The organism is Pseudobdellovibrionaceae bacterium (genome assembly GCA_023954155.1).
Classification (GTDB): domain Bacteria; phylum Bdellovibrionota; class Bdellovibrionia; order Bdellovibrionales; family UBA1609; genus JAMLIO01.
The window spans coordinates 42,655-57,581 of sequence record JAMLIO010000005.1; the positions used below are offsets into that span (position 1 = coordinate 42,655).

Below are 14,927 nucleotides of genomic sequence, written 5' to 3' on the forward strand. Positions count from 1 at the left end.
AAACACTGCACACAATTTGTATTATTGATGCGTCATTTATAAAATAGACTGAAATCATGGAGGAAATATGTCGGATAAGATTCAATTGAATTTGCAACCCAGAGAACCAGGAAAAAGAGCTGTAAAAAAAGTAAGAGCCCAAGGGCTGATTCCTGTGGTGATCTATGGAAATAATAAAGAAAACCAATATGCCTGTGTTGAGGATTTAAACTTCAGAAAAGCGGTGTTTCCAAACGTGAATGCTCTATTTGAGCTTAAAACTCCTAAAGGAGTGGTCTCGGCTTTGGCCAGAAACATTGATATGGACACTTTAAATAATAAAGTCATCCATGCTGACTTTTATGCCGTGGACGCGAATACAGAAATCGCAGTGTTTGTATCTCTACACTTTGAAGGTGAACCTGTGGGGTTAAAACATGGTGGAGCTGTGAATAAAGTTCTAGAAGAGATTGAAGTGGAGTGTTTACCTTCAGATATTCCTGAGTCTATTCACGTAGATATCTCGCACCTAGATATTGATGATCGTATTTTGGTGAGCGATCTGGTGCTGCCACCTAAAGTCAGTCTACTTACAGACGCCGAAGAGACCGTTTTGATTGTTAGTGAGCACGTAGAACAAGCTGATGCTGAACCTGCTCCAGCTGCAGAAGGCACTGAAGCTGCCGCCGTTACACCAGCAGCCACTGAAACTCCAGCCGCAGACGGGGATAAATCCTAACTGAGCAGACCAAAGAGTTCGGGTTTTAGGTTTTTTTAAGCCCTAAGAGTAAAAAAATCTAAGACCTGGGTCGGGTTTTTTGCGGTCCATTGCAACAACTTTCAAAGATTTGTGTTTAGAGAATAAACACAAATCTTTTTTTTTATGAAACAAAAAACATTGTTAAAAAAAAATTTTTGAAAAAACACAGCCTGATAAAAATTTACAAAAATGACCAAGTTATTTGCAGGACCAAAGTTTTGGTTTCTAAATGCTTGGAATTTCTTCTGAAAAAACAATGTTTAAAATCATGAGGAAGTTTTTTACAAAGGCAGTTTTTGTAAAAGAGCTTGGCATTAAAAAATTATTTTTAAAAAAATGCGTTTCATTTCAAATCATTTATTAAAGCTTGCTAAAAAGTTGGACATCTTCTGGCACAATAACAGGTCTATGGTCTAGTGGCGATAACTTTCATGTATGAACGTTACAGGAGGTTCAAAAATGAAAGCTTTATTAACAACAATCGCAGCAGCAGCATGTTTAATGCTAACAGCATGTGGAGACTTTAATACTATCGAAAAATCATCAAGTGAGGTTCTAGGTACATTACAACCTTACTTATCTGAAGAGGATCAAGCTACTCTAGATCAACTAGCAGAAAACTTTGATGCGCCTATTACTATCCGTGAAAATATATTAAATGGAAGTTCTGTTGAAATTGAAATTTTAGGTAATGTAGCTCAGCTTGAAATTATCAACGATGGTCAAATCGCATTTAGAATTAACGGTCGTGATGTGACTTTTGAAGACTTAGGAAGTAGCGACATCTTAGAAGAGATCATTTTAAATAGCTTGATGCACCTTACAGGTAGCTCAAATACAGCCAGTGCCTTATTGCCTGCGCAAAGAGCAGAAGCCTTTTTTGGCGGCCCTGTTTTATCTACTGTATTTCGTTTAGTGATCTCTGGTATCTATAACTATGCTATGAGCCAAATCGATCCTGGTTTAGGTCAAGTCCTTGAGCCGATCGTGACTCCTATCGTAGACAATATCACTGGTGGAACTACAAACAATGGTGGCAACCAAAACCAAGACAGTGGAAACTGGTTAGGAAACATCCTTGGTACAGTGATTGGTGCGATCACAGGTAATCTTGGTAACAACAGCAACACGGGTGGCAACACATCTACTCCTAGCCAACCTCAACAGCCTACTCAACCCGCTTGTAACACTTTATTCTGTGGGTTACTAAACTTATTTACCGCAGTTGTGCTGAACTAAAATATTATCAACTCTGAAGAACCTATGTAACCTACGCCCTTAAACACTTGTTTAGGGGCTTTTTCTTTTTGTTTTTTGTTAAGATTCGGGGAATAATATAGATATGAGCAGCAAAATGATCTTTGACAACATCCATGGCAATATTCAACTCAGCTCCCTTGAGTCTAAAATCATTCAAAGTCCTTATTACCAAAGACTCAGGTGGATCAAACAACTAGGCTTGGCTTTTTATGTTTTCCCTGGAGCGACTCACACTCGTCACGCTCACACTCTTGGGGTTTTGCATGTGATGGGCCGAGCTCTTAAGAGGCTTAGGAGTAGCTGTTACAGCGAAGATGATTTTTTTGCTGTGGGACCTGTCAGTCATTCTGAAAAAAAGACAATTTCATCAGACTATGCGGTTAGCGGCTCTTCTGCATGATATAGGAACCTTTCCTTTATCTCACACCACAGAGCTTGCGTACATTCGTCATTGGAAAAAGCGCAAACAGAATGGGTATAAGGGGATAGACCATAATCATGAAACTTTAGGAAGCCATGTTTTATGTCAAACAGATTTTGATGGGGGACTTACTCGAATTTTAAAAGAAGGGGGAGTCGATCCTGTAGAACTTTCCAATATCATCAAAGGTACATCTAAAAACACTTTGGCCAATCAGTTGGTGCATTCAGATATTGATGCCGATCGTATGGATTACTTGTTACGGGATGCTTACCACACAGGTGTACGACTTGGTATTTACGACATAGATTTTCTGATTCGCAATATGGTGCTGGTCAACCATGGTGGACATACGGTCCTTGCTTTTAAAGAAGAGGCCATGCACGTTGTGGAAAGTTTTTTGGTCAACAGATACTTTTGGTACTCACAAATTATCAGTGATGGGACGAACTATAAGTTTGATCTAGTGGCCGCTAAAATTTACGAATACTTTTTAGAAAACGGCTTAGCTCACTCCTTTGAAGATCTTATCAATGAAGTTTCACAAAAGCCTATGGAGTATTTCACTTTTAATGACTCCTATTTTATGGCTAAGATCAACGAGTATCTGGCAGGAAGAATCAAACATCCTATGATCAGTGAACTCAGTGTGATGCTCACACAAAGAGTACCGCCCGCGCAGATCAGAATTGCCCCAGTGGTGCCCACACTTGTCAGAGGTAAGGAAGAGCGTGATAAACTTTTAGAAAACGTCAATAAAGCCTTTCAGTGGCTAGAAGAAATTATGGCCGATGAATTTCCAGAAGACTGGGTGATCACAGACTTACCCAACAGAGATGTTTCATTTACTCAATCCAAAAAAGAACTGATCCAAAAATATAAAGATCCATTGTATGGCAGTGAAGGAGTAAAAATCCTAACCCGTTCTGGCGACCTAGAATTATTAGTAGATCGCGACAGTGCACTGACCTCTTTCCTTGCTGAAGTAAAAAACTTTATCCCAAGAATTTATGTCAGTCCCACGACTTACGACAAACTAGAAAAAAAGGGAATCCTAGACAAATTCAAAGAACGCCTTAAAAGCGAACTCAAGTCTCCAACACCCATAAAAGCAGGCCGCTAATCACGCGACCCGTCTTTACGTTAGAAATATACGTTGGGGTAGTCGTTAGAGATGTGTTTTTTTAGTTCTTCGATGAAGATGCGTACGTTTATGTTTTTTGTATTTCTTGTTGGGGTAACAATCCAGATGTCTTTTTTATCCTCGCTGTAACTTTCTAAAACAGGAATCAATTTTCCTTTCTTGATTTCTTCAAAAGTATAAGAACCTGGCAGGCGTGCTACGCCTAAGCCCGCTAATGCGGCCTTTTGGATGACTCTAGGGTTATTGCTTTTGAAGTTTCCTTTTACTGGTGTGTGAATGCTTTTGCCTCGCTTTTTGAAAGTCCAAGCTGTGCGTTCGCCGAGACAGTTGTGATAAATTAAATCTTTGGGTTCATTCAGTGGTGGGGCTGTTTGTAGATAGTTTTTGGAACACACGACATACTCTACGCGAGAGGCGATTTTTTGTGCGAACAAGGTAGAGTTTTGTAAATGACCAATGCGAATGGCGATATCAAACTTTTCAGCAATCAAATCTATGACTTGTGAACTAAAATTTAATTCGACTTTGAGTTTGGGGTATTTTTTTGCCATTTCAATGAGAACAGGTGCAATATACTCTTCACCAAAAATTCCGGCCAAAGTGACGCGTAGATTACCTTGTGGTGTTTGAGCAATATCTAAAATGTCTTTTTGCGCATCTTCTAAGTGAGCCAGTGCAAGTTTGCAGCTTTCTAAGTAACGATGTCCTAAGTTTGTAAGGCTTACTTTGCGTGTCGAACGGACAAAAAGATTCAGTCCCAATTCGTATTCAAGCTGAACGATCTGTTTGCTGATATAAGATTTTGAAACTTCAAGCTCTTTTGCTGCACGCGAGAAACTTCCTGTCTCTGCGACTTTTACGAACACCATCACACCTTTAAAAGACTTCATTGTTTCCATAGAGAAACACTATTATTCCCCGCAAGGCTCTAGTCAAGACTCAGAGGGCTCGATATAATCTGCTAAAGTGATCTGTTTAAAGATAAAGTTTTTAAATTAAAAGGAGTGGTTATGAAAATTAAAGCCGCAGTGGCATGGCAAGCAGGAGCCCCTTTGTCAATTGAAGAGGTGGAACTTGAAGGTCCAAAAGAAGGTGAGGTTTTAATTAAGGTGGTGGCCACAGGAGTATGCCACACGGATGCTTACACACTTTCAGGTGCAGACCCCGAAGGATTGTTCCCTGTCATTTTAGGACATGAAGGCGGGGGGATTGTGGAAGAAGTAGGTGAAGGTGTTACGACCTTAAAAAAGGGAGATCATGTGATTCCACTTTACACCCCTGAGTGTAGAGAGTGTAAGTTCTGCACTTCTGGAAAAACCAATTTGTGTGTGCGCATTCGTGCCACTCAAGGTAAAGGATTGATGCCTGATGGGACTTCTAGGTTTTCTAAAGACGGTAAATTGATTCATCATTATATGGGGTGTTCTACTTTTGCTGAGTACACGGTGGTTCCAGAAATTGCTCTGGCAAAAGTAGACCCCAAAGCACCTCTAGATAAAGTGTGCCTACTGGGCTGTGGCGTGACCACGGGCATAGGTGCGGTTCTTAACACTGCTAAAGTTGAACAAAACTCTACAGTGGCGGTGTTTGGTTTGGGTGGTATTGGTCTTTCAGTGATTCAAGGCGCTCGTATGGCGGGAGCTTCACGTATCATTGCCGTAGATATAAATGATGCAAAATGGGAGATGGCCCAAAAATTAGGTGCCACAGATTTTGTAAATCCTAAAAAATATGATCGCCCGATTCAAGAAGTCATTATTGAAATGACAGAGTGGGGAGTAGACTACTCTTTTGAATGCGTAGGCAACACGTCACTGATGCGTGCAGCATTGGAGTGTGCTCACCGAGGCTGGGGACAATCCATCATCATTGGAGTTGCGGGTGCAGGGCAAGAGATTTCCACGCGCCCTTTTCAACTTGTGACAGGGCGGGTTTGGAAAGGCTCTGCTTTTGGTGGAGTTAAAGGACGCACTGAACTTCCTAAGTATGTCGACCAGTATATGTCTGGAGAGATCAACTTGGATGATATGGTCACTTTCACAATGCCTCTTGCAGACATCAACAAAGCTTTTGATTATATGCACGAAGGGAAAAGCATTCGTACTGTCATTAAGATGGCAGATTAAAGAAGAGGTAAAAGTATGAATCTTACACCTATAAAAACCCATAAGACTTGCGCAGGACTGACTCAGTTTTGGGAGCATGAGTCTGTGTCTACCGCGACAAAAATGAAGTTCTCCACTTTTATTCCCAGCGGAGCCGTGAAGGGGTGTGTGATCTGGTTATCTGGACTGACCTGCACAGAAGAGAACTTCATCACTAAAGCAGGAGCACAAAAGTACCTAGAAGAGCAGGAACTTATGGTGATTTGTCCAGACACCTCGCCTCGTGGTCTGGATTTACCGCAAGAGCATGAGTCTTATGATTTTGGCTCAGGTGCTGGATTTTATATAGATGCGACTACGATAGGATATAAAGATCACTATAAGATGTTTACGTATATAAGTGAGGAACTCCATTCTTTAATCCAAAAGCAGTTTGGTATTGCAGAAAATAAGATTTCGATTATGGGACACTCAATGGGTGGTCATGGTGCATTAGTGATAGGTCTTAGATACCCTGATAAGTTCCAGTCTATTTCTGCATTTGCTCCGATTGCTAACCCCATTTTTTGTCCATGGGGACAAAAGGCTTTTTTGGGTTATTTAGGTAACACGGAATCTTTGTGGACAACTTATGATGCCACAGCTTTAGTGCAATCAGGCAAGCGACACCCACAATTGATTTTGATTGATCAAGGCACCCAAGATGAGTTTTATAAATCTGGACAGTTATTGCCAGAGCATTTTCAAGTGGCCTGCCAAGACCATGATCAACCTGTGCAACTGCATTTACAAGAGGGATACGATCATAGTTATTATTTTATTTCAACTTTTATAGAATCTCATATTAAGCATCACGCTCAATTTATTAAAAGGTCAATTTAGAGATATCCACTAAGGCTTCAGAGGTAAGTTGACCCGCAAATAACTTATAGGCGCTTGACAAAGCTTCGTGTAAAAGTGGGGTCTTTTTGACGTAGCCTTCAAGGTCAGTGATATTTTTAATTTTAGAAATTTCGGGCTCAAGGCGGATCAGTCGGTCAATAAGAACCTGATGTTCTGCGGGAAGAGGCAGTCCCACTTCTTGTTTATAAACCTTGGTGAAGTTAATAATGGTGAGCATGTTGTTGACCAGAGATTCAACGATTGAGTCTTTGGTGCTGGGGCCTAAAGAACGTCCCATGTGAATCATCTCGACAAACATCATCACATTAAACTGATTGCCCATCTCATGGCGAAAGTCTTTGGCAGACACATAATCTAAAATATGCTGCGAACGATTGGGGTCAAAGACTTCTATTTTGGTTGCAGTTGTGATCTCAAAAATTGGATTTTGATTTAAAATTTCGACAGCATTTCTTACGCTCGATGAGTTGATCAGATGCGGGAAATAGTTGTTTTGCAGATTGGCGTTCATGCCTGCAACTTCGTTCATCTCTAAGACTCTTACTTTTTGAGGAGTCAGTTGTAGATGAAGCTCTCCAGCCCATAACACTTCACGGACTTCAGCGTTTTGCTGAGACACCTTATTTTCAATTTGCTCCAAAAGGACTCGATGTCCTGAGGCGATGATGGGACCGAGAAGGGTGTGGGTAAGACCATGAGAGTCTTTTACTGCTAAACCAATAAATTTAGACGTAGCTTTGCCTGTAAAATAACTATTAAAGGATTCATTGTTGGATCTAAAAAGTAGAGTTTGTGGCGTAGAGGATAGAAATTGGACGCACTGCTTAGCGTGTATTGAAACAGAAATCTGACAAATAAGAAAGAAGAGTATAAGCAATTTCAATGTGATTTCCCTTTTTTATTTTGTATAAAAAAAACCTTTTTTAACAAAAATGAGCCCCGTTACACCTTAACACAATCTTAAAACTAAGATTCAAACTGAATTTAAATCGTTTTAAGCTAAAGTAAGTGTCAAAAAAATTGACACCCACCAAAGTATAAAAAAGAAATGCAACGACTGTGCCTTATTTGGTGATTTTATATTATAGACGGTTTGCTGGAATATATTTATGCGCAGTCAGATAATAATATAAAAATATTTATATTTGTATTTATACATATAACAAATATAGTTTGTTCATATTTTGTTAGGTTTGTTCCCTGACAATTTTCTAACTTTACTTATAGCTTTTTACTGCAATTATAGGGCTGTACTTGAGCCGTACTTTGATCCTGAATCATGACAAGAAATTGTTAGGAAATAGAAAAAACGAAGCTCAGTAAAAATAAAGGGAGAGAATATATGAGAAAGTATTTTTTTAGTGTACTATTGTTTGCGTTATCTGCAGTCCAAGCCTATGCTGCTTGCCCATCAGGAACAACTATCGGTAGTGGTAAAATTGATAGAAAAGAGATCTGTGTCATCGAAGGCAATTATGCCAATCATAATCTAGTACTTACGCCAGATTATGCGTGGGTATTAAAAGGTGATGTAAGATTTGGTACGGGTGCGGTTAGACAAAATAATACGGATAAGGTTGCGGCTACCTTAACACTTGAAGCGGGTACGGTGGTTTATGGAAGCCCGCAGTCTTTTATTACAATCACCCGTGATGCACAAATTTTTGTTAAAGGTACCGCTGCTCAACCAGTAGTATTTACTGCCTTAGATCAAGTTAATCCTACACCAGGTTACTGGGGTGGTGTGGTTATCACTGGAAACGCTCGTATTAACAATTGCAAGACGACTAGTACTCTAGGTTTTTGTGAAGGATTTATTGAGGGTGTGGCTTCTGAAATTGCGCCAAGGTATGGTGGTCCAAATGATCAAGATAGTTCGGGTTCAATTGAGTATTTAAGGGTAGAATATGCGGGATATACTTTTGGAACTGATAGCGAACTTAATGCTATTACATTTTACGCAGTAGGTAACCAAACTAAAGTTGAATATATTCAAGCTTATAAAGGTGCGGATGACGGTGTTGAGTTATTTGGTGGAACTGTAAATCTTAGATATGTTGTTTCTACTGATAATGATGACGATGGTTTTGATTGGGATCAAGGCTGGAGTGGTGCTGCGCAATTTATTTATATTACTTTAGAGAATGCTAGTGAAAAAGATCCAAATGGAATAGAAGCAGACAATTTTAAAGATAATCATTCTGTAACGCCAAGATCAAACCCCACTTTGAGTAACATTACTATTATTGGAAAAGGGAAAAATCCTAAGCTTTTTAATGGGATCATGCTTAGACATGGTACTGGTGGTAGAATTTATAATACACTTGTCGCTGGTAACTTCCAAAATTGCTTAAACATTGATAGCGATGAGACATTCAGAAACGGCGGAGAAATTGTAAACGGACAAGTTCAGCAAACTGGCCTTGTTATGGAAAATATAATTTTACAGTGCAATCAAAATCAAATCGCTCAAGACTCTAAAGACCTTTGGTCTGTTGAAGAGTGGTTTTATGCATCTGTTGAGCAAAATAACTACGTTAAGTCTCCTACAGAAAATTTGCTTGATGCGGATGGTGTAACGCCTTTAGCGCAAGGTCCAGCTCTTAAAACAGGATATTTACCTCCAGAAGATATATTCCCAGGTGGATTCGAGTTTATTCCTGTAGATTACGTAGGAGCGTTTGGAAGCAGTTTACAAAAATGGACTGATGGTTGGACATTAGAATAAATCATAGAATATGAAAGTTTACACAAAACTAATTATTAAATTAGCTGTATGGGTAGGTCTTGTGGCCTACTCATACATTTGTTTTGCCAATGTCCAGACTGAATTGAAAGGACAAGTACTGATTTTTGTTTTCAGAGACGGAATGCCTGCTTCGGACGTTAAGGTTCAAACACCAATAGGATTGGTTAAAACAACGTCGGAAGGATTCATTTCAGTTGCCCTATCTGCACAAAAAAACCAAAAATTTACTATTTTGGAAAATAAACAAAAATTTAATGTTAATGTCCTAAACAATAAAGAGACACAGGTCGTTGTTCATTTGGGTAATAATTTTAGTGTTGAAATAAAAGAACCTCACGTGTTTGTAAAAAAAAGGTATGCAGACAAAAGCCTTAACACACAGATTTTGAGATTAAAGATCCAATCGACAACGGGACAGCCAATTGCAAAAGCAAAAGTATTGTTAAGTGAAAAGGAGGAGATGCTTCAAACTGATCAAAAAGGTCAGTTAGAGATCGTACTTTCTGAAGGTTTCTATAATGTGAGCATTTTTCATGATGATTATCAGGCTTTAAATCTTTATGATGTTGAGTTAGCAAACCACACTAAGTCATTAAACCTCGAATTAAAATCAACTAAAAATCTTCTTGAAGATATGATCGTGTTAGCTCCTAAAATGAAAGAGAATTTTTCTTCTTTGGTAGAGGTTCGAAAAAAAAGCTCTGCAGTAACAGATGTTTTGGGTGCGGAACAGATGCGTAGAGCTGGAGATAGTGACGCAGCATCCTCATTAAGACGTGTGACAGGGCTTACATTAGTTGGAGGTAAGTACGTATATGTTAGGGGGCTGGGTGAGCGCTATTCTGGTGTACAAATGAATGCTTTTTCACTGCCAAGTCCAGAGCCATCTCGTAGAGTAGTTCCCTTAGATCTGTTTCCAACCGCTATTATGGAAAGTATTATAGTTCAAAAAAGTTATACTCCAGATCTTCCAGCAGAATTTGGTGGTGGCATCATTCAGCTACAAACAAAAAGTACACCAGAAAAATTTTACTTTAGGGCCTCGGTATCGGCTGCCAATGAAAATCTTGGAGTGGGTCCAAGTTATCAAGGGGGGAGTTTAGACTGGTTGGGGATGGATGATGGAACTAGAAAGATGCCCTCGATTCTGCAAAACGCTGTAAACCAAGGACGGGCACTGGAGATCAATACAGTTGGCTTTGATGGTGGAGTGAGTGAAGAAGAACTTGTGCAGATGAGCCAAAGCATGTCAAATAACTATGAGTTAAAGCAACAACAAGCTCAGTCGCTGCCTGGGATCTCGATATCTACTGGAAATGGTTGGAGAGTTGAGAGTGAAAGTTTTGGTAAACTAAAGTTAGGTACTTCTCTGAGTGCTTTGTACGGTCAATCTACTGATCAAGTGGAAAGAACATCAAAGTCCTTGGTAGTAGGACAAGGAAATCATTTAGTTGAAGATCATCGTAAGATTTCTGATTATACGGAAATTGAAACACGACTAGCTGGTAGTTTAGGATTACATGCTGAAACTAAAAATCATAAATTCGAGATTAGTTCGTTTATGTTAAGAAATACGACTCATCTGGCTCAGGATAGTCGTACAGATTTTGTAAGCGGAAATCCTACAGATTCAATCGTAATGGATTTTGTTGAAAGAGAACTTTGGACAAGACATCTAAAAGGGGAACATCACATTGCCAATGTCTGGAATGAGTCATTGACATTAGATTGGCGTTGGGGATTTGCGGATGCTACAAGAGACAGTAAAGATCGCAGAGAAGTTGCTTACGATGTTTCAGGTGTTGATAGAATCTTATTGAATGATTCTGCTAGAAGGTCTTTTGCCACGCTACTTGATAGAAGCGAAGAAAGAGCTATTAATTTTACACTACCGATAAACTTTTCTAATAAAAAAGACTTTGCCAAGATTAAATTTGGGGCACTTTCTTTAGATCGAAGAAGAGACTCTGATATGAACAGATTTATGTTCATCAATAAAGGTTCAGTGACAGGGTATAATTCAGCCGAGCTTGCTTATAGTCCTGAAAATATGGGAACAAATGGTTTTTTGTTGAATAATATTTCTGCAAACTCGACTCAGGCAGATAACTATTTGGGTGAGCAGACCATAAATGCTCAATACGCCATGATTGATCTGTCACCTTTTGATAAGTGGTCATTCCAATTGGGCATGAGACATGAAGTGTCCAAACAGAAGGTACGCACATTTAATTATACAAATCCAAAAGTGGACTCTTCAAATTCGATCATTACTATGAGAGATTTTTTGCCTGCTTATGGAGTAGTGTGGAAACCTACTGAAAAAATTAGAACCAGATTAACATATAGTGAAACTTTGGCTCGACCAGATTTTCGTGAAATGTCTCCAGTGGGTTTTACTGATGATGAAACTGGATACATAGTTTCTGGAAATCCAAACTTAAAAGGTACAGTCATTAAAAATGTGGACCATAGATGGGAGTATTACTTTACGGCAGATGAATACGCATCAGTGGGTGTCTTTTATAAGCATTTTGAAAACCCTATTGAAGCGGTTTTTTTATCTGGGCCTAATCGAATACAAAGTTTTCAAAACGCATTAGCAGCAAATAACTATGGTATTGAATTTGAAGGACGTATAGGTGGTAGACATCTTTTAAGATCACTCAGACGACTAACTTTACTGACAAATGTGAGTTTTATTGAATCAGAAATTGAAATGAGTCAGGGAAATATAAGTACACAAAGCAGTGATTCCAGGCCTTTGCAGGGACAATCTCCATTTGTGTTCAACATGCAACTGCAATACGATCGTCCTCTCTGGGGATTTTCTGCAACTCTTTTATATAATATTATTGGTAAAAGAATAACTGAAGTCGGTGTTAATGGAATTCCTGATACCTATGAACAGTCAGCAGGACAGCTTGATTTTGTAGCCTCCAAAAAAATTCTTGATAATTGGACATTAAGTATTAGAGCGCGAAATCTTTTAGATCCTAATGTGGTTGCAACTCAAAATGATGAAATAGTGCGTTCTTTAAAACGAGGAAGAGATTTTGCACTTACAGTTGGAGGTGTATTTTGATCTTTTATAGATTCAGTATTTTACTTGTTGCTGTTTCTTGTATTCATTGTGGCAAGCATGACATTGAGAACTTTGGTTATGTTAGACAGGTCAATGCTGCGGGCGGTGAGGCAGCAGTGAACTGGCCAGATCGCTTTGAAGAAGCTGTCAATCAAAACAAAGATGATGAGTTTAAAAATCTTTTGGAAGAAGATGAAGCGCAGTTTAATGTACTTTTAAAAAATGGAAGAACCCCCTTAATCCATTCTGTAATTTCTGGAAGTAATTATTTTATTTACTTATTATTGCAAAAGGACGTTGATATAGATCAAACAGATACTCAAGGGAAGACAGCTTTAGATTATGCAGTAGAAATGCAAAAAGACAGGGCCCAGTTAATGCTTAATCCTGATTTGCAAATACAGTTTCAAAGCGTACTGTTTTTGAAAATCATTGAAGATAGTGATGATGTGGCTAGTGAAGTTAAGAGACTTTTAGAGTCTGGGACTGATCCAAATTATATGGACACTGACATGGGTGAAACGCCACTTACTATGGCTATTAAAAAGAAATCTCTGGCTGTGACAACTTTAATAAGATGGACTGATCCTGAGTTAGGATTAACGCCTGTGGATATAAATTTGCCAAATATGGAAGATAAAAAACCATTAACAATTGCATTAGAAACAAACTTTAGACGTGCCATTTTGGCATTACAAGCTTTATCAGCTGAGGAATAGAGGGGGGGAAACATGAAAGATAGAATTTTTGCAGTAGCACATTATGCAGACGCGGCAGTGCTATACCTGCTAGTCACTTTAACAATATTAAGTCTTTTTATTATTGTGGAAAGGTTTATCAAGTTGTCCAAAATATCAAGGCAAAGTCTTGAACAAAGGCGGAAGCTTGAAGAATCAATGACGTCAGTAAAAATAGGTAACTTAGAGGAGTTGGACCTAGATTCTCAGTCTTTAGAAGGGAAAGTCTTAAACTATGCTTTTGAACATATCGAACAAAATGGCTTAAAAGGATTAAATGAAACATTTGATAGTTTTTTGAAATTTCAAAAACCAAAGCTTGAACGTTCCTTAGCTTTTTTAGCTACAGTAGGTTCAAATGCTCCATATATAGGACTTTTTGGTACGGTTCTTGGAATTATGAAGTCATTTTATGATATGTCACACGCTACCAATGCAGGTCAACAAACGGTTATGGCAGGGATATCTGCGGCCTTAATTGCCACTGCTGCTGGACTGATGGTGGCGATCCCTAATGTGGTTGCGTATAATTACTTTCAAAAACAGGTGGCTGGTATTATTGGAAGTGTTGAAGGGGCTAAAGATATGATTGTGGCTTATGCCAAAATGAAGGGGCATTAGTATGGCAGCAAAAGCAGGTGGAAGTTCTGAGACGATTTCTGACATCAATATGGTACCACTTATTGATATTATCTTAGTGGTGCTTATTATTTTCATGGTGACAGCCCCCGCTCTGATTAAACCTAGCATAGAAGTGGATTTACCCGAAGCGGCCTCTGGAGACGAAACCACACCAAGTCTTTTAAATGTGGCGATCACTGCTGAGGGTATGGTGCTGTTGAATAACGAAGAGGTAGATGAAGACGAGGCGAAGTTACTAGCAAAAGAGGAATTTGAAAGGAACCCAGAGGTGCAAGCCATTGTCGTTGCCGATCAGAATTTACCTTATTGGCAAGTAATAAAGGTACTAGATTGGATCAAGTCGTCTGGTGTTAAAAATTTTGCGGTGACCACAGATAAACCAGTAACACATTGAGGTAGTAGGTATGAAGAATATTTTTATAATATGGATGTATTTGTTTGGGTGTAGTGTATATGCTGAAACATCGTGGGAAAAGTTAACTCAAGATTTAACAAAACAGAGATCAGAGGTAGAGGTTTTAAGTCAGGATATTGATAGTATTCAGAGTCTTAAACAGTCAGAGCTTAATCAACTCATAATGCAAAAAAATGAACTTGAAGCTCAAATTGAGAAAGAAAATCTTCGTCAAATTCAATTTGATGAGAAGCTTAAAAGATTGGAATTAAAAGTTAAACAGTCAGAAAAGACAAATCCCAATGCCTATGAAAAAGTTGTTAAATGGGTGACAGGCTTTCAGTCTGTTGTGCAAGCGTCAGTGCCTTTTGAACATCAGTCCAGAATAGCAACTTTGACTGATATTCTGGGTAGATTAGATAAAAAACGTGAGCCTCTGGAGTTAGTATTGTCTGACTTTTGGGTATTTGTGGAAAGTGAAATCAAATTGGCACATACCAATGAATATAAGATTGTGAATGTCACAATCAAAGATACAGATGAACAAGTTGAAGTTGCTAGGTTGGGATTGGCTCAGTTGTATGCCGTTACAACTGAGGGGAAGGCTTATAAAGCTATACCAGTTGGTGATAAATGGTCGTGGACACTTATTGAAGACGCAAAAACAAGGTCATCAGTTTTGCACTTGGTAAAAAACTTAAAAAATAAAGTAGATACAGGAATATATACGCTTCCTGTTTCAATTTGA

14 protein-coding genes are annotated in these 14,927 nt (G+C 38.8%); 12 read left to right on the forward strand and 2 right to left on the reverse strand.

The genetic code is table 11. The features are described 5' to 3' along the window. The first annotated feature begins 67 nt into the window (after positions 1-67). From M9899_07175 to M9899_07190, 4 genes are all read left to right on the forward strand, one after another. Positions 68-718 (forward strand): 50S ribosomal protein L25, encoded by a 651-nt coding sequence (locus M9899_07175; protein MCO5113940.1) that lies wholly within the window; start codon positions 68-70, stop codon positions 716-718. 480 nt (positions 719-1,198) lie between these two features. Beyond that, a complete protein-coding gene (locus M9899_07180; protein ID MCO5113941.1) occupies positions 1,199-1,978 on the forward strand; it encodes a hypothetical protein in 780 nt (259 codons plus the stop codon). A gap of 115 nt (positions 1,979-2,093) precedes the next feature. After that, the gene (locus tag M9899_07185; GenBank protein ID MCO5113942.1) at positions 2,094-2,399 is read left to right on the forward strand and encodes a hypothetical protein; all 306 of its coding nucleotides are present in this window, start codon (positions 2,094-2,096) and stop codon (positions 2,397-2,399) included. Beyond that, positions 2,314-3,543: an HD domain-containing protein gene (locus tag M9899_07190; protein MCO5113943.1), complete on the forward strand. Its 1,230-nt coding sequence runs from the start codon at positions 2,314-2,316 to the stop codon at positions 3,541-3,543. The genes M9899_07185 and M9899_07190 overlap by 86 nt, the downstream gene beginning before the upstream one ends. Positions 3,544-3,563: 20 nt before the next feature. Here M9899_07190 and M9899_07195 read toward each other — a convergent pair whose 3' ends face one another. After that, positions 3,564-4,463 carry a LysR substrate-binding domain-containing protein gene (locus M9899_07195; GenBank protein ID MCO5113944.1) on the reverse strand — a complete coding sequence of 300 codons (900 nt, stop codon included), beginning with the start codon at positions 4,461-4,463 and terminating at the stop codon, positions 3,564-3,566. A 111-nt stretch (positions 4,464-4,574) separates the two neighbouring features. Between M9899_07195 and M9899_07200 the strand changes: the two genes are divergently transcribed. Continuing rightward, positions 4,575-5,690 carry an S-(hydroxymethyl)glutathione dehydrogenase/class III alcohol dehydrogenase gene (locus M9899_07200; GenBank protein MCO5113945.1) on the forward strand — a complete coding sequence of 372 codons (1,116 nt, stop codon included), beginning with the start codon at positions 4,575-4,577 and terminating at the stop codon, positions 5,688-5,690. A 15-nt stretch (positions 5,691-5,705) separates the two neighbouring features. Continuing rightward, the gene (fghA, locus tag M9899_07205; GenBank protein ID MCO5113946.1) at positions 5,706-6,551 is read left to right on the forward strand and encodes an S-formylglutathione hydrolase; all 846 of its coding nucleotides are present in this window, start codon (positions 5,706-5,708) and stop codon (positions 6,549-6,551) included. Here fghA and M9899_07210 read toward each other — a convergent pair. Next, positions 6,535-7,455, reverse strand: a complete 921-nt coding sequence (locus tag M9899_07210) for a hypothetical protein (protein MCO5113947.1) — start codon at positions 7,453-7,455, stop codon at positions 6,535-6,537. The two genes, fghA and M9899_07210, sit on opposite strands and share 17 nt — an antisense overlap. Positions 7,456-7,914: 459 nt before the next feature. On the opposite strand from M9899_07210, the gene M9899_07215 reads away from it, so the two are divergent. The 6 genes from M9899_07215 to M9899_07240 are packed head-to-tail and all read left to right on the forward strand — an operon-like array spanning position 7,915 to position 14,927. Beyond that, positions 7,915-9,300 (forward strand): hypothetical protein, encoded by a 1,386-nt coding sequence (locus M9899_07215; GenBank protein MCO5113948.1) that lies wholly within the window; start codon positions 7,915-7,917, stop codon positions 9,298-9,300. Positions 9,301-9,310: 10 nt separating this feature from the next. After that, entirely contained in the window at positions 9,311-12,406 is a 3,096-nt protein-coding gene (locus M9899_07220; GenBank protein ID MCO5113949.1) for a TonB-dependent receptor, read from the forward strand. After that, positions 12,403-13,125 (forward strand): ankyrin repeat domain-containing protein, encoded by a 723-nt coding sequence (locus M9899_07225; protein MCO5113950.1) that lies wholly within the window; start codon positions 12,403-12,405, stop codon positions 13,123-13,125. The genes M9899_07220 and M9899_07225 overlap by 4 nt, the downstream gene beginning before the upstream one ends. Positions 13,126-13,137: 12 nt before the next feature. Next, positions 13,138-13,764 carry a MotA/TolQ/ExbB proton channel family protein gene (locus tag M9899_07230; GenBank protein MCO5113951.1) on the forward strand — a complete coding sequence of 209 codons (627 nt, stop codon included), beginning with the start codon at positions 13,138-13,140 and terminating at the stop codon, positions 13,762-13,764. 1 nt (position 13,765) lies between these two features. Beyond that, complete coding sequence (locus tag M9899_07235) at positions 13,766-14,179, forward strand: biopolymer transporter ExbD (GenBank protein MCO5113952.1); 414 nt, start codon at positions 13,766-13,768, stop codon at positions 14,177-14,179. A 10-nt stretch (positions 14,180-14,189) separates the two neighbouring features. Then, the gene (locus tag M9899_07240) at positions 14,190-14,927 is read left to right on the forward strand and encodes a DUF3450 domain-containing protein (GenBank protein ID MCO5113953.1); all 738 of its coding nucleotides are present in this window, start codon (positions 14,190-14,192) and stop codon (positions 14,925-14,927) included.